The organism is Clavibacter sp. VKM Ac-2873 (genome assembly GCF_015351075.1).
Taxonomy (GTDB): Bacteria; Actinomycetota; Actinomycetes; order Actinomycetales; family Microbacteriaceae; genus Clavibacter.
On record NZ_JADKRS010000002.1, the window covers coordinates 306,686 to 327,383 of the forward strand.

Consider the following 20,698-nt stretch of genomic DNA (forward strand, 5'->3'; position numbering starts at 1 on the left):
GCGCCGTCACCGGGCCGCGTCACCGCACGCACCGCACCGCACCGTCACCGTCGACGAGAGGGAACCATGCCCCAGATCACCACGCCCGTAGCGCTCTTCACCGGCCAGTGGGCCGACCTGCCGCTGGAGGAGGTCGCGCGGCTCGCGAGCGGCTGGGGCTTCGACGCCCTCGAGATCGCGTGCTCCGCCGAGCACCTCGACGTGTGGCGCGCGGCCGAGGATCCGGCCTACCTCGACGGCCGCCGCGAGATCCTCGAGCGCCACGGCCTCGAGGTGCACGCGCTCTCGCAGCACCTCACCGGCCAGGCCGTGTGCGACGACCCGATCGACTTCCGGCACCAGGCGATCCTCCGCTCCAAGGTGTGGGGCGACGGGCGGGCCGAAGGCGTGCGACAGCGCGCGGCGGAGGAGCTGAAGCTCACCGCGAAGGCGGCCGCGGGGCTCGGGGTCACGCGCGTGACGGGCTTCACCGGATCCCGCATCTGGCCGTACGTGGCGATGTTCCCGCCCGTGCCGCAGTCGGTCATCGACGCCGGCTACCAGGACTTCGCCGACCGCTGGAACCCGATCATCGACGTGTTCGACGACGAGGGCGTGCGGTACGCGCTCGAGGTGCACCCGAGCGAGATCGCCTACGACCACTGGACCACCCGCCGCACGCTCGAGGCGATCGGCCACCGTCCCGGCTTCGGCCTCAACTGGGACCCGAGCCACATGATGTGGCAGGGCATCGACCCCGTCGGCTTCCTCCTCGACTTCGCCGACCGGATCTACCACGTGCACGCCAAGGACACGCGGGTCACCTCCGACGGCCGCGGCGGGCGGCTCGGCTCCCACCTCCCCTGGGGGCACCCGCGCCGCGGCTGGGACTTCGTCTCCGTCGGGCACGGCGACGTCCCGTTCGAGCGCGCCTTCCGGGCGCTCCGCAGCATCGGGTACGACGGTCCCGTCTCCGTCGAGTGGGAGGATGCGGGGATGGACCGCCTGCACGGAGCACCCGACGCCCTCGCGCAGGTGCGCTCCCTCCTCTGGCCGACGCCCGACAGCCTCTTCGACTCGGCGTTCGCGGCCAACCGCGACGACGCTCCGGCCGCTTCCGCTTCCGCTTCCGCTTCCGCGACCGACGACCCCGCCGGATCGGCCGCGTGACCCTGCGCGACGGCCAGCTGGCCCGCCTCCTCGTCGTCGACGTGGAGACGGGCGCCGAGCGCATGGTCGCCGAGTCGGCCGTGCTGCACATCGAGGCGCCGAACTGGACGCCCGACGGACGCTGGCTCGTCGTGAACGCGGAGGGCGGCCTCTGGCGGCTGCGCGCGCCCGAGGTCGAGGAGCCGGATCCGGACCTCCCCGAGCCCGCGGTCGACTTCCAGGCCGTCGACCTCGGCGGCGTCCCGCCCATCAACAACGACCACGTCATGTCGCCCGACGGCGCGCACGTCTACGTCTCCGGCCGCGACGGCCACCTCTACGCCATCCCGTGGAACGACGGCGCGGGCGGCGACGGCCGGCGGATCACGGCCGATCGGGATCCGGCGCTCCGCTTCAAGAACTACCTGCACGGCGTCTCGCCCGACGGCTCGATGCTCAGCGTGATCGGCGGCCAGGTCGACGCGCGCGGCGAGTGGACCACGAACATCCACCTCGTGCCCGTCGACGGCGGCCCCACCACGCAGCTCACCGACGACGGCTTCCCCGACGACGGCGCCGAGTTCTCGCCCGACGGCGGCTGGCTCTACTTCAACTCGGAGCGCGGATCCGACCTGCCTGGCCACGCGCAGCTGTTCACCATGCGCGTCGACGGCACCGACACGCACCAGTTCACCTCCGACGAGCGCGTCAACTGGTTCCCGCACCCGTCGCCCGACGGCGAGCACATCGTCTACCTCTCCTTCCCGCCCGGCACGCTCGGCCACCCGGCCGACCGCGACGTGATCCTCCGGCTCATCGACCGGCAGAGCCACCGCACGCGCGACCTCGCCGCCTTCCCCGGCGGCCAGGGCACCATCAACGTCACCAGCTGGGCGCCCGACTCCCGCCGGTTCGCGTACGTCGCCTACCCCTTCGAGGCGCCGAGCCTGACCTGACCGGGCAGACATCGGCCCGGGGCGAGGGCCCCGCGGCACGCACGATCCGCGGAGCGTAGCCGCAGGGATTTCCCCGGGTCGGGGAGATGCCGCATGGGATCATGGGGATCCGCGCCACCCGCCGTCCCGATCTCCCGTCGGCCTCATTCCCGGAGACCCCCGTGAACATCACCACGACCACCTGGCTCATCACGATCGCGGTCACCATCGCGTTCTTCGTCTACGAGTTCTTCACCCACGTGCGGAAGCCGCACGAGCCCACCATCGGCGAGTCCGCCCGCTGGTCGGCCTTCTACATCGGCCTCGCCCTGATCTTCGGCGTCGGCATCGGCGTCACGAGCGGCTGGGACCTCGGCGGTCAGTACTTCGCCGGCTACCTCACCGAGAAGGCCCTGTCGATCGACAACCTGTTCGTGTTCCTGCTGATCATGACCGGGTTCGCGGTGCCGCGGAAGTACCAGCAGAAGGTGCTGATGATCGGCATCGTCATCGCCCTGATCATGCGGGCCGGCTTCATCGCGCTCGGCGCCGCGCTCATCGAGAACTTCTCCTGGGTCTTCTACATCTTCGGCGCGCTGCTGTTCGTGCTCGCGTACCAGCAGATCAAGGGCGACCACGGCGGCAACGCGGCGGACAACCTGTTCGTGCGCATCGCCCGCCGGATCCTCCCCGTGCACGACGACTTCGTGGGCGACCGCTTCACCACGAAGATCGACGGCAAGCGCTTCGTGACCCCGCTCCTGCTCTGCGTCATCGCGATCGGCTTCGTCGACCTGGTGTTCGCGCTCGACTCGATCCCCGCGATCTACGGCCTGACGAACGAGGCGTACATCGTGTTCACTGCGAACGCCTTCGCGCTGATGGGCCTCCGCCAGCTGTACTTCCTCATCGGCGGGCTGCTCGAGCGCCTCGTGTACCTGTCGCAGGGCCTCGCGGTGATCCTCGCGTTCATCGGCCTCAAGCTCGTGCTGCACGCGATGCACGTCAACGAGCTGCCCTTCGTCAACGGCGGCCGGAACATCGAGTGGGCCCCGGAGATCCCGATCTGGTTCTCGCTCCTCTTCATCGGCGCGACCATCACGGTCGCCACCGTCGCGAGCCTCGCGAAGACCCGCGGCGACAGGCAGAAGGAGGACCGCGCGAGCGTGGACGGCGAGACCGTCACGCGCGCGACGGAGGAGGAGCACTAGCCCTCCCGCACGAACGGCACGACGGCGGGCCCGGCGCACCACGCGCCGGGCCCGTCGTCGTCCGCGAGCACGTCCTCGACCCACGACGCCGACGTTGCCGGTGGTCCCGTCCGTGCGCTCCCCGCTCGCCTCGGGCGCTGACCTGGCAGCATCGGCCGGTGCCCGACGACCCCGACGCCTCCGCCACCGACGACGCCCCGAACCGCGCCCGACTCCTCTGGGACGCGGGCGACCGGGCCGAGGCCCTCGCCCTCCTCAAGGGGCACCTCCGTGACGAGCCCCGCGACACCGGTGCCCGACTGGCCCTCGCCGGGTTGTACCGCGAGCTCGTCGCGCCCGACCAGGCCGGCCGCTGGGGCATCGCGTCGCCCGGCTGGAACACGGAGGTGGAGCGTGACCGCCTCGCGCGCATGATCGCGCACACCGGCATCGCGGACCACGAGATCGGCGGGTACCTGGCGCTGCCCGCGGATGCCGATCTGCACGCGGAGGTGGCGGCGCTGATGCCCGCGATCGAGATGCACCGCGCCGACTTCGCCGACCCGGCGCGAACGACCCGGTGGCAGCGGAAGGCGGCGCGCACGCGGGCGGGGCTCCCGCATCCGCGCGCGGACCGCCCACCCCGCGCACACCGTGCTTCCGACGCGGTCGAGCACGTCTCCGATGCGCTCTGGTTCATCAGCGGGGCCCTCCTCGTCCTCGGCGTCATCGTGGTGTGGGTGGGCGCGCTCTTCGGCGCGAGCGTCACCGCCCTGGCCCGCTGGACGGTGGTCCTGACCCTCGCGCTGCTCGCGGTCGCGTGCGTCGCCCGGGCCGTCACGCTGTGGGTGGTGGAGCGCGAACGACTCGGGCGCCGACCGTCGCCGGCCGACGTCGACGTGGCCCCCTGGATCATCGGCGGCGCCGTCCTGGCCATCGCCATCGTGGGTCTCGTCACGGAGGGCCTCCGGAGCGGCGGCCCCCTCCCGTTCTGAGGCCCACCCTCGCGCTGGCCGTCGAAGCCCGCGCATGGCCACCTCATGGCCGCTTCATAGGAACATGCGGATGATGGATCCCGTGACCACCACCCCGCCCTCCGGCTTCCAGCCCGCCGCCGCCCCGCAGCCCCGCCTCACGCGCGCCGACGGGTCGCCCATCCGGGTGCTCGTCGTCGACGACGAGGCGTCCCTCACCGACCTGCTCCAGATGGCGCTGCGCTACGAGGGCTGGCAGATCCGCACGGCTGAGAACGGGCACCAGGCGCTCGCCGCCGCGCGCGAGTTCAAGCCCGACGCCGTGGTGCTCGACATCATGCTCCCCGACCTCGACGGCCTCCAGGTGCTGTCGCGGCTGCGCGCGGACGCCGAGGACATCCCCGTGCTCTTCCTCACGGCGAAGGACTCGCTCGACGACCGGCTCGCGGGCCTCACCGCGGGCGGCGACGACTACGTCACCAAGCCGTTCAGCCTCGAGGAGGTCGTGGCGCGGCTGCGCGGCCTCATCCGGCGCTCGACCCTCGTGGTCAGCGACAGCGTCGACCCCGTGATCCGCATCGGCGACCTCACGCTCGACGAGGACAGCCACGAGGTCGCGCGCGCCGGCGACCCCATCGAGCTCACCGCCACCGAGTTCGAGCTGCTGCGGTACCTGATGCGCAACCCGCGGCGCGTGCTGAGCAAGCTGCAGATCCTCGACCGGGTGTGGAGCTACGACTTCGGCGGCAAGTCGAGCGTGGTCGAGATCTACATCTCCTACCTGCGGCGCAAGATCGACGCCGGCCGGAACCCGATGATCCACACGGTGCGCGGCAGCGGTTACATGCTCAAGGCCGCGGAGTGACGACGCCGCCGGGCAGCGCGCCGCGGGGCAGCGCGCCGCTGCGGGCCCGGCTCACCGCGGCCGCGGGCGGCATGACCCTGCGGCGCCGCCTCGTCCTCAGCGTCGTGGGGCTGCTGGCGCTCGCGAGCATCCTCATCGGCACGGTCAGCATCCTCGCGCTGCGGGCGTCGCTCGTGCAGCAGGTCGACCAGCAGCTGCAGGCCACCGCGGCGCGCTCCTCGAACCTCATCGACCGGGATGCGGATCAGTACGGCAGCTTCCCCGGCGCCCCTCCTGGCGGGCTCGGCGCGTTCGGGCAGCAGGTCGGCACCATCAGCGCGACCATCGCCGACGGCGTGGTCTCGGGCGGGTACATCGCCGACCGCGACGCGGCCGAGGGCGAGCCGGGCGGCGCGGGCGCCGTGGAGCTGACGCAGCTGCAGAGCCAGCAGCTGCAGAGCGTGCCCACCGACGGGGTCCCCCGCACGGTCGACCTCGGCGGCGCGCTCGGCCGCTACCGCCTGGTCGGCGACACCGCCGCGACGGGGGCGACCCTCGTCACCGGCCTGCCGATGAAGCCCGCCGACGACGTGGTCGAGCAGCTCATCGTCGTGATCTCCGTGGTCGCCGCCCTCACGCTGGCGCTCGCCGCCGTGCTGGGCGCCGTCATCGTGCGGCGCGCGCTGCGTCCGCTGGACCGGGTCGTCGACACGGCGACCCACGTGGCCGCGCTCGAGCTCGACCGCGGCGACGTCGCGCTCGAGGCGCGCGTGCCCGCATCCGACACCGACGAGCGCACCGAGGTCGGCCGGGTGGGCGCCGCGCTCAACGGCCTGCTCGGGCACGTCTCCGCCGCGCTCTCGTCGCGGCAGGCGAGCGAGGCGAAGGTGCGGCGGTTCGTGTCCGACGCGAGCCACGAGCTGCGCACGCCGCTCGCCTCCATCCGCGGCTACGCCGAGCTCACCCGCCGGGGTCCCCACCAGCTGCCCGAGGACGTGACGCACTCGCTGTCGCGGATCGAGTCGGAGTCGGTGCGCATGACCACCATCGTCGAGGACCTGCTGCTCCTCGCGCGCCTCGACGAGGGGCGCGAGCTGGAGTCGGATCCGGTCGACCTCACGCGCATCCTCCTCGACACGGTCGGCGATGCCAGCGCGGCGGGCCCGGACCACGACTGGGACCTCGACCTGCCCGAGGACTCCGTGACGGTCCCCGGCGACGACGCGCGGCTCCGCCAGGTGGTCGTCAACCTGCTCGCGAACGCCCGCACGCACACGCCCGCGGGCACGCGGGTCGTCGCGTCGCTCGCGGTGGAGGGCACGGGATCCGACGGGCACGCGGTCATCCGCGTCACCGACGACGGCCCCGGCATCCCGCCCGAGCTGCAGGCCTCGCTGTTCGAGCGCTTCGTGCGCGGCGACGGATCCCGCGCCCGCTCCACCGGCGGCACGGGCCTGGGCCTCGCGATCGCGCAGGCCATCGTGTCGGCGCACCACGGCGCGGTCTGGGTGGAGTCGGAGCCGGGCCGCACGGTGTTCGGCGTGCGGCTGCCGGTGGTGCGTCCGGCCGCGGATGCGCGAGCCGCGTCGGGTGCGCCCGCCGGCACTGCCGCGGACCGCTGGGCGCCGCCGTCGGGCGCGCCCGTCGCCGACCGGCCCGGTCCTCGCGACGGCGCCTGACATGGATCCCGTCCGTCGCCTCATGTTCTGGCTGCGCGTGCCGTTCGTCGCGGACGCGGCGCTCGTCGTCATCGGGATCGCGCTGCTGGTCGGCGGCGACGGGGTCGGCTGGTGGGTGCTCGTGTTCGCGGGGCTGCGCGCGGTGGTGGGCGTGGTGGCGATCGTGTGGATCGCCCCGCGGATGATCGCGCGGCTCGGCAGCGGCGTCGGCGACGGCAGCGACGCGGAGCCGTCCGCCCCGGACGCGGGAACCGGCCGTCGCTAGGCTGGACCCCGGATCCGGGCGCCCGAGCCGCGGATCGAGAGGGTCGTCATCGTGAGCGCAGAGCCAGTCACCGCCGAGTCCGTGGAGCCCGCCGCCGGCATCCGCGTGCGACGTGCGCGCACCGGCGACGTGCCGCGGATCCAGCAGCTCGTCGAGCCGCTCGTGCTGGAGGGGATCCTCCTCGGCAAGGATCTCGTGGTGCTCTACGAGAACGTGCAGGAGTTCCGGGTCGCGGTCGACGCGTCCGGCGAGGTCGTCGGCTGCGGCGCGCTGCACGTGATGTGGGAGGACCTCGGTGAGATCCGCACCCTCGCGGCCGCCCCGCACACGCGCGGCACCGGCGTCGGCCACGCGCTGCTCGAGCGCCTCGAGGACGACGCCCGCGAGCTCGGCCTCAGCCGCCTGTTCTGCTTGACCTTCGAGGTCGGGTTCTTCTCGCGCCACGGCTACCACGAGGTGGCCGAGTCGATCATCGCGCAGGAGATCTACTACGAGATGCTCCGCTCGCACGACGAGGGCATCGCCGAGTTCCTCGACCTCTCGCGCGTGAAGCCGAACACGCTCGGCAACACGCGCATGCTCAAGGCGCTCTGAGCCGAGGCCGCTGCGGCCGCCGCGGCGGCCGGCTCCACGGGATGGGCGGGATCCGCCGCCGTGCTCCCCGGGCTCCCCGGGCTCCCCGGGCGCGCCGACCGGGCCGCGGCCGGGCCCGCGAATAGCCTGTGCTCATGTCCTCGACCTCGCCCGAAGGCCGCCCGTCCCCGGCCGTGTACCGTCGTCGCCGCCTGATGGCGCTGCTCGTCGTGGTGGCCGTGATCGCGGTCGTCGTGATCCTCGTCTCCAACCTCGGGCGCGGCTCGGCCGACACCGCGGCGCCCGGCGCGACGCCCAGCGCGGACGCCGCCCCCGCCGGCGACTCGGGCGCCGCCGCCGAGACCGCCCCGGCCCCGGACCCCAGCCCGAGCGCGAGCGCCGGCACGGAGACGAACGCCGACGGATCCTGCGCCGCGGGCCAGCTGACCGTCACCCCGGTCACCGACGCCGCCTCCTACAAGGCGGGCGTGCTGCCCAAGCTCTCCTTCACCGTGACGAACACGGGCATGGAGCCCTGCACGGCGAACCTCGGGACGACGACGCAGGTGTTCACGATCTCGAGCGGATCCGACGTCTACTGGAAGTCGACCGACTGCCAGACGGGCGCCGCGGACGCCGAGGTCGAGCTCGCCGCCCGCACGCCGCAGACGTCGTCGCCGTTCGAGTGGTCGCGCCAGCGGTCGTCCACCACCACGTGCCAGGAGAAGCAGCGCCCGACCGTGCCCGCGGGCGGCGCGACCTACACGCTGTCGGTCGAGGTGGCCGGCGTGAAGAGCGCCGAACCGAAGTCGTTCCTGCTCTACTGACGCGCGGTCCGCGTGCGCACATGATCACGGTTCCTGATTGGATGCATTTATTGCAATCCATGCATGCGTCTGTCATCCTGGTGCTCCACCGACCGAAGGACGCATCATGACCGACACCACCGAGACCCACGCCGAGCACACCGTCGCCGAGCACCAGCACGGCACCGACTGCGGCCACGAGACCGTCACCCACGAGGACCACGTCGACTACGTCCACGATGGCCACAAGCACGCCGAGCACGGCGACCACTACGACGAGCACTGATCCATCGCGCGACGGCGCGCGACGATCGAGACGGGGACCAGGCCATGAGGCCAGGTCCCCGTCGCCGTATCCGCGCCGGGCCGCGTGTCCGCCTCGCCCTAGGATCGTCCAGGTGACCTACCCACCCGCCGGCTTCGAGCAGGCCGCCGACCTCTTCAAGGCGCTGTCCTCGCCGTCGCGCCTCGGCCTCATCGGGCTGCTCGCATCGCGGCAGATGAGCGTGTCGGAGCTGGTCGCCGAGTCGGGCCTCTCGCAGCCGCTCGTGTCGCAGCACCTGCGCGTGCTGCGGTCGGCGGGGCTCGTGACCGTGGAGCGCGACGGGCGCATCGCCCGCTACGAGGTGGCGGACACGCACGTGACCCACGTGGTGGCCGACGCCGTGGCGCACGTGCGGGAGCACGCGGACGGGATCGTCAGCGCGAGCTGATCCCCACCTCGCCGCCGTCGCCTGGATGCGGTCCGCGGATCAGAACGCCTCGTCGAGCTCCTTCTCGCGCTCGCTCTTCGCGAGCGAGAACGCGCGGCCGAGCGCGGAGAACAGCGGGCCCCACTCGGCGTCGACGATCTGCGTGAAGCCGAGCCGTCGGGCCTCCGCCGCGCGCTGCGGCGCGGACGTGACGCCGCGGATCTCGCCCGCGAGGCTGATCTCGCCGAACGCGGCGAGGTCGTGCGGCATGGCCTTGCCGTTGACGGCGGAGACGAGGGCGACGGCGATGGCGAGATCCGCCGCCGGTTCGGTGAGCCGCACGCCGCCGACCGTGGACACGTAGACGTCGCGGTCCGAGAGGCGCACGTTGGCGCGCTTCTCGAGCACGGCCAGCAGCATCGCGACGCGCGACGCGTCCACCCCGTTGACCACGCGGCGCGGCTGCGGTGCCTTGGTGTCGACGACGAGCGCCTGCACCTCCACGGGCAGGGCGCGGCGGCCCTCCATCGCGACGGTGACGCACGTGCCCGAGACCGAGTGGACGCCGCGCGAGAGGAACATGCCGCTCGGATCCGGCACCTCGACGATGCCGTCGCCCGCCATCTCGAAGCAGCCGACCTCGTCGGTGGGGCCGAAGCGGTTCTTGAGCGCGCGGATGAAGCGCAGCGAGGTCTGCCGGTCGCCCTCGAACTGGCACACCACGTCGACCAGGTGCTCGAGGAGCCGCGGACCCGCGATGGACCCGTCCTTGGTGACGTGGCCGACGAGCAGCAGCGGGAGGTCGCGCTCCTTGCAGACGCGGATGAGCGTGACCGCGACCTCGCGCACCTGGCCGGGGTGGCCGGGCAGGCCGTCGGACGTGCTGCTGGAGACGGTCTGCACCGAGTCGACGATGAGGAGGTCGGGCGAGACCTGCTCGATGTGGCCGAGGATCGTGCCGAGGTCGGTCTCGGCCGCGATCATGAGCGACTCCTGCAGCCCGCCCGTGCGCTCGGCGCGCATGCGCACCTGCGCGACGGACTCCTCGGCCGTGACGTAGAGGACCTTCGCGCCCTTGGCCGCCGCGCGCGCCGCGACCTCGAGCAGTAGCGTCGACTTGCCGACGCCGGGCTCGCCGCTCATGAGGATGGCCGCGCCCGGCACGATGCCGCCGCCGAGCACCCGGTCGAGCTCGCCGACGCCGCTCGGCATGTGGCTGGCGGACGCGGTGCCGACGTGCATGATCGACCGCGCCTGGCTGGATCCCGCGGGCGTGAGCGTGGTGACCCGGCCGGCCGCCGCGGGCGTCTGCGAGACCTCCGCGACGGTGTTCCAGCTCTGGCACTCGGCGCACCGGCCGACCCACTTCGGGGTCGTCCACCCGCACTCCGAGCAGCGGTACGTGGAGTGGATGCGGGCCATGCGGGGGACTCTACCGGCGGGCACCGACATGGGCGGACGGGCGGTCAGGAGGGGGAGCGACGACCCGTCGTCCGCACGAACATGAGCACCGAGACGGCGAAGACGGCCGCGGGGATCCACGCCGGGTGGATCACGCCGGTGACGAGCAGCGCGCCCGAGACGAGCCCGATCACGAGCCAGATCGTGCCGGTGGGGCGGGCGTCCGCGGTGTCGTCGGCCATGGATCCACCCTACGGACGCGGGAGGTCAGGCGCGAGGCGCGGTGCGGGCGACGACCGTCCCCGCGATCCGGTCGTACGGCGTGCGCCCCGAACCGAGGAGGAGCGTCACGAGCCAGACGATCGGGAGCACGTATGCGATAGCCGTGAGGGCTTCCACGCCGGGCGGGACGGAGGCGCTCGTGCCGCCGGTCTCGCCGCTCGCGCCGACGATCGCGTACACGGCGGCGTGCCCCACAGCCCAGGGCAGCGCGACCTTCAGGGCGTTGCGGAGGAGCGCCCGACGGAAGGGGAGGGCCTCGCCGGTGCGGGCGTCCTGCACGACCAGACGCCGCGCGCGCTTGCCGGGCGTCGCCTGGCGCGGCCCGGACTCCAGCACGGCCAGCGCGATCGTGATCGGCACCACCGTCACGAGCGCGGCTACTGCGTTCTCGGCGACGGGCGGGAGCGACGCGGTGGCGCCGACGAGGAAGAGGGGCACGGTGACGGCCGCGACCACCGCGATCCACGCGCTCATGAACAGCCAGTCGATGAGGACGGCCAGGAGGCGGTCGCCGGGGTGGCGTGTCATGGTCGCGACCCTATCGAGCGCGCGGCGTCCGCCCGGGACGCCGGCGGGCGGGATGCGAGCGCCTCAGCGCCCCGACACCTCCAGCGCGTGCACCGTCGCCGGGAGGAACGGCAGGAACGCGCTCGCCCAGACGCGGTAGCCGCGGTCGTTGGGGTGGAAGAGGTCGCCCGCGGCCTGGGTGATCGCGAGCACCGCGGTCTGCCGGCGGGTGATGCGGTGCAGCGGCGCGAGGCGGAGGCCGCGTGCGGTGGCGAGGCGGCGCACGATCTCGTTCGCGACCCGCACCTTGCGCTCGCTCGTCGGGAAGTGGAAGCACGGCAGGTCGGCGACGACGGTGGTCGGGGGGACGGCGTCGAGGATCCGGCCGAGGTCGTGCTCGAACGCGACCGGCTCGAACGCCAGGATGTCGTTGGCGCCGATGGCGAGGGTCACCACGTCCGGCTGCATCTTCGCGAGGCGGGGGAGCTGGTGCTCGACGAGGTCGGAGGCCCGGGCGCCCGAGACGCTGAGGTTGACGGTGCGGACCGAGCGGCCGCTGAGGGCGCGGATCCGGTCGGCGAGGATCCCGACGTAGCCGTTGCCCGGACGGCTCGCCCCGATGCCCTGCGCGGTCGAGTCGCCGAGCGCCACGTAGAGGAGGTCGCCCTCGATCTTCGCGTGCTCGCGCCACCACGCGGAGTTCACGGGCAGCGTCTCGTTGACGCCCACGGCCCGGCGGCGGCGACCGGCCTCGAACCGGCGCGGCAGCACGAGGGCGGCGGCGGTGAGCCCGCCGAGCGCGGCGGCGAGGAGCGCGGCGGGGCGGGTGGATCTCGTGGGCACCTCGGGAGCATACGCGCGCGGATCCGGGTGCCGGCTGACCGCGCGGCCGATGACGGGCATCACACTTGAGTCATGAGCGACACGGTGGGAGGCGAGCCGTCCGAGGCTGAGGGGACGCGGAGAGCACGGGGCATCTCGTCGGCCCTCGCCTGCTTCTGCGGGGGGTCGTTCGTCCTCTTCCATGCCGTGTCGTTCTTCGGCGTGAGCATGCCTCCGGAATCGCACGAACTGGGCGCTCTGGGGCTGGTCATCGCTGCTTCTCTTGGACTCCTCGCGCTCGCCGGTTTCTGGTGCGGCTCACAGTGCCTCAGGTCCTATGGCGTGACGAGGTCGCGGTGGGTCCTCCCTGCCCTGCTCGTCGCGGGCGTCGGGATCAACGTCCTCAACACCGTGATGCTGAGCGGCCCCTACGGACTGTGGCTCTCGAGCCTGCCGTCGCCGGTCGTCATCGTGCTCTTGCCGGGTCTTGTGGTGCCGATCGGGATCGCGGCGATCGTCGTGTACCTCGCGCTGCGAGCGCGCACGTGAGCCTCGTGCGGCTGGCGAACAGCGGCTAGCCCTCGCCCGGCGCCCGACCCGCCCCCGCCGGCACGAACCGGTACCCCATGCCGGGGTCGGTGAGCAGGTGCCGCGGGTGGGCGGGGTCCGGCTCGAGCTTCTTGCGCAGCTGCGCCACGTAGAGGCGGAGGTAGCCGCTGTCGTTCACGTGGGTCGGGCCCCAGATCTCAGTGAGGAGCGTCTGGCGGGAGACGAGCCGGTCGGGGTTCCGGACGAGCAGCTCGAGCACCTGCCACTCGGTGGGGGTGAGGCGCACGCGCTGGTCGCCGCGCGTGACGACGCGGGCGGCGAGGTCGACCGTCACGTCGGCGAAGGAGACCGTGGCGGAGCGGTCCTCGTCGGCGGCGGCGCGGCGGCCGAGGGCGCGGATCCGGGCGAGCAGCTCGTCGATGGAGAACGGCTTGGTCACGTAGTCGTCGGCGCCCGCGTCGAGCGCCTCCACCTTGTCGGCGGCGCCCGAGCGGCCCGAGACGACGAGGATCGGCGCGGTCGACCAGAGCCGGAGCGCCTGGATCACCTCGACGCCGTCGAGCCGCGGCATGCCGAGGTCGATCATGTAGAGGTCGGGCTTCTCGGCGACGGCCGCGCGCACGGCGGCGGCACCGTCCTCCGCCGTCACGATGTCGTAGCCGAGGCTCGTGAGGGTGATCCGCAGGGCCCGGAGGATCTGCTGGTCGTCATCGGCGATGAGGATCTTCACGCGGACACCTCCGAGGTGGTGGTGGCGGTGGTGGACGTGGTGGCGGGCAGCCCAGCGGGAGCAGGCGGACCCGCGACCGGCTCCGCGTCCGCCCGGCAGGCCGGCAGCGCGACCACCATCGTGAGCCCGCCGCCCGGGGTGTCCTCCGCGGTGAGCGTGCCGCCCATCCCCTCGGTGAAGCCCTTCGAGAGCGCGAGGCCGAGGCCGAGGCCGGACGCGTTGTCGGTGTCGCCGAGGCGCTGGAACGGCACGAACATGTCGTCGCGGCGCTCGGGTGCGACGCCGGGGCCGTGATCCACGACGCGGATCTCGACGGAGTCGGCGAACGCGCTCGTGCTGAGGCGCACGGGCACGCCGTCGGGCGCGTGCCGCACGGCGTTGCTCAGCAGGTTGACGACGACGCGCTGGAGGAGGCCCGGATCCGCGACGGCGCCGGGCAGATCGGGCGCGAGGTCGAGCACGGCGTCGGCGGGTCCGAGGTCGAGCTCGTCGAGGGCCGCGAGCACGACGTCGTCGAGGTCGACGTCCATCAGCCGCACGCCGAGCACGCCGGCCTGCACGCGGCTCACGTCGAGGAGGTCGGTGACCAGGTCGGCGAGCGTGCCGAGGCTCTCCTCTGCGGTGGCGAGCAGCTCCTCGCGGTCGCCGTCGGCCCAGGTCATGCCGGGGGAGCGGAGCGCGGTGACGGCGGCGGTCGCGGCGCTCAGCGGTCGGCGGAGGTCGTGGCTGACGGCCGAGAGGAGGGCCGTGCGTACGCGGTCGGTCTGCGCGAGCGGGCCGACCTCGCGGGCGGTGTCGGAGAGGTCGCGGTGCTCGAGCGCGGCGTCGAGCTGCGCGGCGATGACCCGGAGGAGGCGCCGGCCGGAGGCCTCGAGGTCGTCGCCGTAGAGGGTGAGCACGCCGCGGGATCCCACGGGCACGTCGGTCGCGGTGGCGCCGGTGACGACGCCGTCCCACGCGATGGTCTCGTCGCGGTCCACGAGCTTCACGCCCTGCAGGCCGAACGCCTCGCGGGTGCGGCTCACGAGCGCGTGCACGGCGCCCTCGCCGCGGAGCACGGATCCCGACACCGTGGCCAGCAGCTCGGCCTCGGCGACGGCGCGGCGGGCGAGGCGGGTGCGGCGCGCGGCCTGGTCGACGATCCAGCTGACGAGCAGCGCGATGACCACGTAGAGCACCAGCGCGAGCAGGTGCAGCGGCTCGTCGACGGTGATCGTGTAGAGCGGGTCGATGAAGAAGTAGTCGAGCGTGAATCCGGAGAGCACGGCCGCGAACAGCGCCGGCCAGATCCCGCCGACGAGCGCGACGAGCACCACGAGCAGCTGGTACGAGAGCACGTCGCTCGTGATGGAGTCGTCCGAGCGCGTGGCCGAGAGGAACCAGGTGAGCAGCGGGCCGCCGACGAGCGCGAGGAGCGCGCCCAGCACACGGCGCCGCATGCTGAGCGCGCCGCCCCGGATCCTGGGCAGCCGGAAGCGCCCGCCCGCGGCCGCGTGCGTGACGATGTGCACGTCGATGTCGCCGGACTCGCGGATCACGGTGGCGCCGATGCCGGGCCCGGTCGCCGCGGCGGCGAGGCGGCTGCGGCGGCTCACGCCGAGCACGAGCTGCGTGGCATTGGACGCGCGCGCGAACTCGACGAGCGCGCGCGGGATGTCGTCGCCGACGACCTGGTGGTAGCTGCCGCCGAGCGAGTCGACGAGCGCGCGCTGGCTGGCGAGCGCCTCGGGGCTGCCGGAGCGCAGGCCGTCCTGGCTGGAGACGTGCACGGCCATGAGCTCGCCGCCGGCCGAGCGGGCGGCGATGCGGGCGCCGCGGCGGAGGAGCGTCTCGCCCTCGGGGCCGCCGGTGAGCGCCACGACCACGCGCTCGCGGGCCTCCCACCTGGCGTCGATCCCCTTCTCGTCGCGGTAGGCGGCGAGCGCGGTGTCGACCTCGTCGGCGAGCCAGAGCAGCGCGAGCTCGCGGAGGGCGGTGAGGTTGCCGAGGCGGAAGTAGTGCGAGAGGGCCGCGTCGATCCGCTCGGCCGGGTACACGCGGCCGCCGGCGAGCCGGTCGCGCAGGGCCTCGGGCGCCAGGTCGATGACCTCGATCTGGTGCGCCTCGCGGAGCACGCGGTCGGGGATGGTCTCGCGCTGCGGCACCCCGGTGATCTTCTCGACCACGTCGTTCAGGGAGGCGATGTGCTGGATGTTGACGGTGGAGATCACGTCGATGCCGGCGTCGCGGATGAGGTCCACGTCCTGCCAGCGCTTCTCGGATCGGCCGCCGGGGGCGTTGGTGTGGGCGAGCTCGTCGACCAGCGCGATGGTCGGCCGGCGGGCGATGACCGCGTCCACGTCGAGGTCCGTGATCTCCACCCCGCGGTGCGACACCTCGCGCCGCGGCAGGATCTCCAGCCCCTCGAGCATCGCCGCCGTGGCGGCGCGGCCGTGGGTCTCCACGACCGCGACCACCACGTCGGCGCCCTCGTCGCGCAGTCGCTTGCCCTCCTCGAGCATCGCGTAGGTCTTGCCCACGCCGGGCGCCGCTCCCAGCAGCACCCGCAGTCGACCGCGCTTCATGTCTTCTCTTCCTTGCCCGCGTGGTGCGGGCGTCAGCCGCCGAGGCCGGCGAGCGCGATGTTCAGCTCGAGCACGTTCACGGTCGGCTCCCCGAGGTACCCGAGGTCGCGGCCCTGCACGTGCGCGTCGACGAGGCGCTCGACCTGCTGCTCGGGGATGCCCCGGGCCGAGGCGATGCGCGCCACCTGCTCCCGAGCGTATTCCGGGCTGATGTGAGGATCGAGCCCCGACGCGGACGCGGTGAGCGCGTCGGCCGGGATGGTGCTCGGATCCACGCCGTCGGACTCCGCGATGGCGGCCTTGCGGTCCTCGATGGAGGACACGAGGTCGCCGTTCTCGGGGCCGAGGTTGCTGCCGCTCGACGCGGTGCCGTCGTAGCCGTCGCCCGCGGCCGAGGGCCGGGACTGGAACCACTCGGGGAGGGCCGCGCCGTCGGAGTCCTGGAAGGACTGGCCGATCAGCGAGGAGCCGACGACCTGCCCGTCGGCGGAGACGAGCGAGCCGTCCGCCTGCGCGGGGAGCGCGAGCTGGCCGATGCCCGTGACGACGGCCGTGTAGCCGACGCCGAGGACGACGGTGAGGACGGCCATCGCGCGGACGGCGACGCCGGCGGTGCGGAGGGACTGGCGGGGGGAGGACATGCGCTTCCTTCTATTGGCTGTACGTGAGGGGAGGAGGGATCAGAAGCCGGGGATCAGGCTGACGACGAGGTCGACCAGCTTGATGCCGATGAACGGCGCGATCACGCCGCCGACCCCGTAGACGAGCAGGTTCCGGCTGAGCACCCGGGAGGCGCTGAGCGGCCGGTAGGCCACGCCCTTCAGGGCCAGCGGGATCAGCGCCACGATGATCAGCGCGTTGAAGATGATCGCGGAGAGGATCGCGGACGCCGGCGAGTGCAGCTGCATCACGTTGAGCACCGCGAGCTGCGGGAACACGCCCGTGAACATCGCGGGGATGATCGCGAAGTACTTCGCCACGTCGTTCGCGATGGAGAACGTGGTGAGCGCGCCGCGGGTGATGAGCAGCTGCTTGCCGATCCGGACGATGTCGATGAGCTTGGTCGGGTCCGAGTCGAGGTCGACCATGTTGCCGGCCTCCTTCGCGGCCGACGTGCCCGTGTTCATCGCGACGCCGACGTCGGCCTGCGCGAGCGCGGGCGCGTCGTTGGTGCCGTCGCCGGTCATGGCGACCAGGCGGCCGCCCTCCTGCTCCTTGCGGATGAGCGCGAGCTTGTCCTCGGGCGTCGCCTCGGCGAGGTGGTCGTCCACGCCGGCCTCGGCGGCGATGGCCCGCGCGGTGAGCGGGTTGTCGCCCGTGATCATCACGGTGCGGATGCCCATCGCCCGCAGCTCCGCGAAGCGCTCCTTGAGGCCGTCCTTCACGACGTCCTTGAGGTGCACGACGCCGAGCACGCGGCCGGCGCCCGCCGGGTCCTTCATCGCGACGACGAGCGGGGTGCCGCCGCCGTTCGAGATGGCCTCGACGGCCGAGGTCAGCTCGGCGTGCAGCGTCGAGGGCAGCGGGCGGCCGCCCTCCTCGAGCCACGCGATGACGGCGGACGATGCGCCCTTGCGGACGACCGTGCCGTCGGGCAGGTCGACGCCCGACATGCGGGTCTGGGCGGTGAACGGCACGTCCACGCCGCGGGGCAGCGTGCTCGTGTCGAGGCCCTGCGCGACGGCGAGGTCGACGACGCTGGATCCCTCCGGCGTCGGGTCCGCGAGCGACGACATGGCCGCGGCCCGGGCGAGCTCCTCGGCGCCGACGCCGTCGACGGACACGAGCTCGCTCGCGCGGCGGTTGCCGTAGGTGATCGTGCCGGTCTTGTCGAGGAGCAGCGTGGTGACGTCGCCCGCCGCCTCGACCGCGCGGCCCGACATGGCGAGCACGTTGCGCTGCACGAGCCGGTCCATGCCGGCGATGCCGATGGCCGAGAGCAGGGCGCCGATGGTGGTCGGGATCAAGCAGACGAGCAGCGCGATGAGCACCGGCACGCTCACGGTCGCGGCCGAGTAGGACGCGATCGGGTTGAGCGTGAGCGCCACGATCACGAAGACGATCGTGAGGCTCGCCAGCAGGATGTTCAGCGCGATCTCGTTCGGCGTGCGCTGGCGCGACGCGCCCTCGACGAGGCCGATCATGCGGTCGACGAAGGTCTCGCCGGGCTTCGAGGTGATGCGCACCACGATCCGGTCGCTCAGCACCCGCGTGCCGCCCGTGACCGCGCTGCGGTCGCCGCCGGACTCGCGGACCACCGGGGCGGACTCGCCCGTGATGGCCGACTCGTCGATGGAGGCGATGCCCCACACGACGTCGCCGTCGCCCGGGATCGACTCCCCGGCGACCACGACGACCGTGTCGCCGAGGGTGAGGTCGGCGCTCGAGACCTCGCGGAGCTCGGCGCGCTCGGCGCCGGGATCGCGCGCCTGGTCGTACGACGTGACGACGCGCGCCATGGTGCTGGTGCGGGTCTTGCGGAGGCTGTCGGCCTGCGCCTTGCCGCGGCCCTCGGCCACCGACTCCGCGAGGTTCGCGAAGACGACCGTGAGCCAGAGCCACAGGGCGATGCCGGCCGTGAAGGTCGCGGGCACGGCGCTGCCGCCGGAGGATCCGGCGCCGCCCGTGAACGGCTCGGCGATCGCGAGGATCGTGGTGAACGCGGCGCCGACCTCGACGATCAGCATCACCGGGTTCTTCCACATGAGACGCGGGTCGAGCTTCCGGAACGCCCCGGGGAGCGCCTCGGCGAGCTGCCGGGCGTCGATGGCCCGGGCGCGGGAGGCGGGAGCCGGTGCGGCCGGCGCCTCGGGGGTGGTCAGGACGGTCATGATGCGAGCCCTTCCGCCAGGGGACCCAGCGCGAGAACGGGGAAGTAGGTGAGAGCGGTCACGATGACCGTCACCCCGATGAGGAGGCCGACGAACTGCGGCCGGTGGGTGGGCAGGGTCCCCGATGTGGTGGGGATGCGGTCCTGCGCCGCGAGGGATCCGGCGAGCGCCAGCACGAACACGATCGGGAGGAACCGCCCGAGCAGCATCGCTGCGCCGAGCGCCGTGTTGAACCACGGGGTGTTCGCGGTGAGGCCGGCGAACGCGGATCCGTTGTTGTTGGCCGCCGAGGTGAACGCGTAGACGACCTCGGAGAGGCCGTGCAGGCCGCTGTTGAGGATCGAGGTGCCCTCGACGTCCTCGCGGACGGCGGGGATCGCGAAGCTCAGCGCCGTGCCGAGGAGCACGAGGGTCGGCGTGACGAGGATGTAGAGGCTCGCGAGCTTGATCTCGCGCGGCCCGATCTTCTTGCCGAGGTACTCGGGCGTGCGGCCGACGAGCAGGCCCGCGACGAACACGGAGATCACGGCGAGGATGAGCATGCCGTAGAGGCCCGAGCCGGTGCCGCCGGGGGCGACCTCGCCGAGCATCATGTTGAGCATCGGCATCATGCCGCCGAGCGCCGTGTACGAGTCGTGCATCGAGTTGACCGCGCCCGTGGAGGTGAGCGTGGACGCGGTGCCGTAGAGCGTCGACCCGATGATGCCGAACCGCTGCTCCTTGCCCTCCATCGCGCCGCCGGCGGCCATCGGGGCCGTGCCGGCGCCGTTCAGCTCGAAGATCGTGAGCGCGGTGAGGGAGACGACGAAGATCGTCGCCATCACGGCCACGATCGCGACGCCCTGGCGGGTGTCGCCGACCATCTTGCCGAAGGTGCGGGGGAGCGAGAACGGGATCGCGAGCATCAGGATCACCTGGAACGCGCTCGTCCACGCCGTCGGGTTCTCGAACGGGTGCGCGGAGTTCGCGTTGAAGAACCCGCCGCCGTTCGTGCCGAGGATCTTGATCGCCTCCTGCGAGGCCACCGGGCCGCCCGGGATCGTCTGCGTGCCGCCCGTGAGGGTGGCCACGTCCTGGAAGCCGGCGAAGTTCTGGATCACGCCGCCGGCGATGAGGACCACCGCGGTGACGAGCGACAGGGGCAGCAGCAGGCGGAGCGATCCGCGGAGCAGGTCGACCCACATGTTGCCGATCGTGCCGCTGCGCGTGCGGGCGAAGCCGCGGACGAGCGCGATGGCCACCGCCATGCCGACCGCCGCCGAGACGAAGTTCTGCACCGCGAGGCCGGCCAGCTGGACCGTGTAGCCCATCACCGCCTCGGGCGAGTACGACTGCCAGTTCGTGTTGGTGACGAACGAGACGGCCGTGTTGAAGGACAGGCCCTCGGGCACGGCGGGCAGGCCGAGCGAGTAGGGGAGGAACGCCTGGAGGCGCTGCAGCCCGTAGACGACGAGGACGCCGACGAGCGAGAACGCGAGCACCGCGCGGAGGTAGGCGGGCCAGGTCTGCTCGGAGCGGGGGTCCACGCCGATGAGGCGGTAGAGGAACCGCTCCACGCGGGAGTCGTGGCGCGACTCGTACATGCGCGCCATGAGGTCGCCCAGCGGGCGGTGGATGAGGACGAGGACCAGGACGACGGACGCGACCTGGAGGATTCCGGCGAGCGTGTCCATCAGAACTTCTCGGGTCGGACGAGGGCGTACACGAGGTACACGACGGAGGCGATGCCGAGCACGGCGGCGGCGAGGCCGGCGGCGTCGGCGAACGAGGTGATCACAGCTTCTCCGCTCCTCGGCCGACGACGGCGACGAGGGCGAACAGGACGATGGCGCCTGCGATGTACACGAGGTCGAGCACTGGGGGATCCTCCGTTGAGGGATGCCGCGCCCGGTCGGACGCGGGTGCCCGTCGGGGGCACGGAGGACG

General features: G+C 72.9%; 22 protein-coding genes. 12 read left to right on the forward strand and 10 right to left on the reverse strand.

Annotated features, from left to right (window positions below; genetic code table 11):
• The first annotated feature begins 66 nt into the window (after positions 1-66).
• The 11 genes from ITJ44_RS08725 to ITJ44_RS08775 all read left to right on the forward strand — a co-directional run bounded on the left by ITJ44_RS08725 (position 67) and on the right by ITJ44_RS08775 (position 9,107).
• A complete protein-coding gene (locus tag ITJ44_RS08725; RefSeq protein ID WP_194634633.1) occupies positions 67-1,149 on the forward strand; it encodes a sugar phosphate isomerase/epimerase in 1,083 nt (360 codons plus the stop codon).
• Positions 1,146-2,084, forward strand: a complete 939-nt coding sequence (locus tag ITJ44_RS08730; RefSeq protein WP_194634635.1) for a PD40 domain-containing protein — start codon at positions 1,146-1,148, stop codon at positions 2,082-2,084. Before ITJ44_RS08725 ends, ITJ44_RS08730 begins: the two co-directional genes overlap by 4 nt.
• A gap of 161 nt (positions 2,085-2,245) precedes the next feature.
• On the forward strand, positions 2,246-3,274 hold the full coding sequence (locus tag ITJ44_RS08735; protein WP_194634637.1) for a TerC family protein: 1,029 nt from the start codon (positions 2,246-2,248) through the stop codon (positions 3,272-3,274).
• Between the two features lie 158 nt (positions 3,275-3,432).
• The gene (locus tag ITJ44_RS08740) at positions 3,433-4,248 is read left to right on the forward strand and encodes a tetratricopeptide repeat protein (protein WP_370551657.1); all 816 of its coding nucleotides are present in this window, start codon (positions 3,433-3,435) and stop codon (positions 4,246-4,248) included.
• Between the two features lie 70 nt (positions 4,249-4,318).
• Positions 4,319-5,092 carry a response regulator transcription factor gene (locus ITJ44_RS08745; RefSeq protein WP_228494851.1) on the forward strand — a complete coding sequence of 258 codons (774 nt, stop codon included), beginning with the start codon at positions 4,319-4,321 and terminating at the stop codon, positions 5,090-5,092.
• 71 nt (positions 5,093-5,163) lie between these two features.
• Positions 5,164-6,750: a HAMP domain-containing sensor histidine kinase gene (locus ITJ44_RS08750; RefSeq protein WP_194635046.1), complete on the forward strand. Its 1,587-nt coding sequence runs from the start codon at positions 5,164-5,166 to the stop codon at positions 6,748-6,750.
• 1 nt (position 6,751) lies between these two features.
• On the forward strand, positions 6,752-7,015 hold the full coding sequence (locus ITJ44_RS08755; RefSeq protein ID WP_194634641.1) for a hypothetical protein: 264 nt from the start codon (positions 6,752-6,754) through the stop codon (positions 7,013-7,015).
• Positions 7,016-7,066: 51 nt separating this feature from the next.
• Positions 7,067-7,609, forward strand: coding sequence for an amino-acid N-acetyltransferase (locus tag ITJ44_RS08760; protein WP_194634643.1), 543 nt, complete (start codon positions 7,067-7,069; stop codon positions 7,607-7,609).
• A gap of 134 nt (positions 7,610-7,743) precedes the next feature.
• The gene (locus tag ITJ44_RS08765; protein ID WP_194634645.1) at positions 7,744-8,415 is read left to right on the forward strand and encodes a hypothetical protein; all 672 of its coding nucleotides are present in this window, start codon (positions 7,744-7,746) and stop codon (positions 8,413-8,415) included.
• Between the two features lie 106 nt (positions 8,416-8,521).
• A complete protein-coding gene (locus ITJ44_RS08770; RefSeq protein ID WP_012039450.1) occupies positions 8,522-8,680 on the forward strand; it encodes a hypothetical protein in 159 nt (52 codons plus the stop codon).
• A gap of 112 nt (positions 8,681-8,792) precedes the next feature.
• Positions 8,793-9,107 carry a metalloregulator ArsR/SmtB family transcription factor gene (locus ITJ44_RS08775; RefSeq protein ID WP_194634647.1) on the forward strand — a complete coding sequence of 105 codons (315 nt, stop codon included), beginning with the start codon at positions 8,793-8,795 and terminating at the stop codon, positions 9,105-9,107.
• A 39-nt stretch (positions 9,108-9,146) separates the two neighbouring features.
• Here the strand turns inward: ITJ44_RS08775 and radA are convergent, their stop codons facing one another.
• The 4 genes from radA to ITJ44_RS08795 form a co-directional block, all read right to left on the reverse strand.
• A complete protein-coding gene (gene radA / locus ITJ44_RS08780; protein ID WP_045529847.1) occupies positions 9,147-10,508 on the reverse strand; it encodes a DNA repair protein RadA in 1,362 nt (453 codons plus the stop codon).
• A gap of 44 nt (positions 10,509-10,552) precedes the next feature.
• Positions 10,553-10,729 (reverse strand): hypothetical protein, encoded by a 177-nt coding sequence (locus ITJ44_RS08785; protein ID WP_194634649.1) that lies wholly within the window; start codon positions 10,727-10,729, stop codon positions 10,553-10,555.
• A 25-nt stretch (positions 10,730-10,754) separates the two neighbouring features.
• Positions 10,755-11,297 carry an RDD family protein gene (locus ITJ44_RS08790; protein WP_194634651.1) on the reverse strand — a complete coding sequence of 181 codons (543 nt, stop codon included), beginning with the start codon at positions 11,295-11,297 and terminating at the stop codon, positions 10,755-10,757.
• Between the two features lie 63 nt (positions 11,298-11,360).
• Positions 11,361-12,119: an SGNH/GDSL hydrolase family protein gene (locus ITJ44_RS08795; protein ID WP_370551658.1), complete on the reverse strand. Its 759-nt coding sequence runs from the start codon at positions 12,117-12,119 to the stop codon at positions 11,361-11,363.
• A 72-nt stretch (positions 12,120-12,191) separates the two neighbouring features.
• Between ITJ44_RS08795 and ITJ44_RS08800 the strand changes: the two genes are divergently transcribed.
• On the forward strand, positions 12,192-12,647 hold the full coding sequence (locus ITJ44_RS08800; protein ID WP_194634655.1) for a hypothetical protein: 456 nt from the start codon (positions 12,192-12,194) through the stop codon (positions 12,645-12,647).
• A gap of 25 nt (positions 12,648-12,672) precedes the next feature.
• On the opposite strand, the gene ITJ44_RS08805 is transcribed toward ITJ44_RS08800, so the two are convergent.
• From ITJ44_RS08805 to kdpF, 6 genes are read right to left on the reverse strand one after another with little or no spacing between them, the layout of a single operon-like run.
• Positions 12,673-13,377, reverse strand: a complete 705-nt coding sequence (locus ITJ44_RS08805) for a response regulator (RefSeq protein WP_194634657.1) — start codon at positions 13,375-13,377, stop codon at positions 12,673-12,675.
• On the reverse strand, positions 13,374-15,941 hold the full coding sequence (locus tag ITJ44_RS08810) for a DUF4118 domain-containing protein (RefSeq protein ID WP_194634659.1): 2,568 nt from the start codon (positions 15,939-15,941) through the stop codon (positions 13,374-13,376). Before ITJ44_RS08810 ends, ITJ44_RS08805 begins: the two co-directional genes overlap by 4 nt.
• A 32-nt stretch (positions 15,942-15,973) precedes the next feature.
• Positions 15,974-16,582: a potassium-transporting ATPase subunit KdpC gene (gene kdpC / locus ITJ44_RS08815; RefSeq protein ID WP_194634661.1), complete on the reverse strand. Its 609-nt coding sequence runs from the start codon at positions 16,580-16,582 to the stop codon at positions 15,974-15,976.
• Between the two features lie 39 nt (positions 16,583-16,621).
• Positions 16,622-18,772 carry a potassium-transporting ATPase subunit KdpB gene (kdpB, locus tag ITJ44_RS08820; RefSeq protein WP_194634662.1) on the reverse strand — a complete coding sequence of 717 codons (2,151 nt, stop codon included), beginning with the start codon at positions 18,770-18,772 and terminating at the stop codon, positions 16,622-16,624.
• Positions 18,769-20,445: a potassium-transporting ATPase subunit KdpA gene (gene kdpA, locus ITJ44_RS08825; protein WP_194634663.1), complete on the reverse strand. Its 1,677-nt coding sequence runs from the start codon at positions 20,443-20,445 to the stop codon at positions 18,769-18,771. The genes kdpB and kdpA overlap by 4 nt, the downstream gene beginning before the upstream one ends.
• Positions 20,445-20,549, reverse strand: a complete 105-nt coding sequence (kdpF, locus tag ITJ44_RS16165) for a K(+)-transporting ATPase subunit F (RefSeq protein ID WP_043583966.1) — start codon at positions 20,547-20,549, stop codon at positions 20,445-20,447. The genes kdpA and kdpF overlap by 1 nt, the downstream gene beginning before the upstream one ends.
• Positions 20,550-20,698 lie beyond the last annotated feature (149 nt).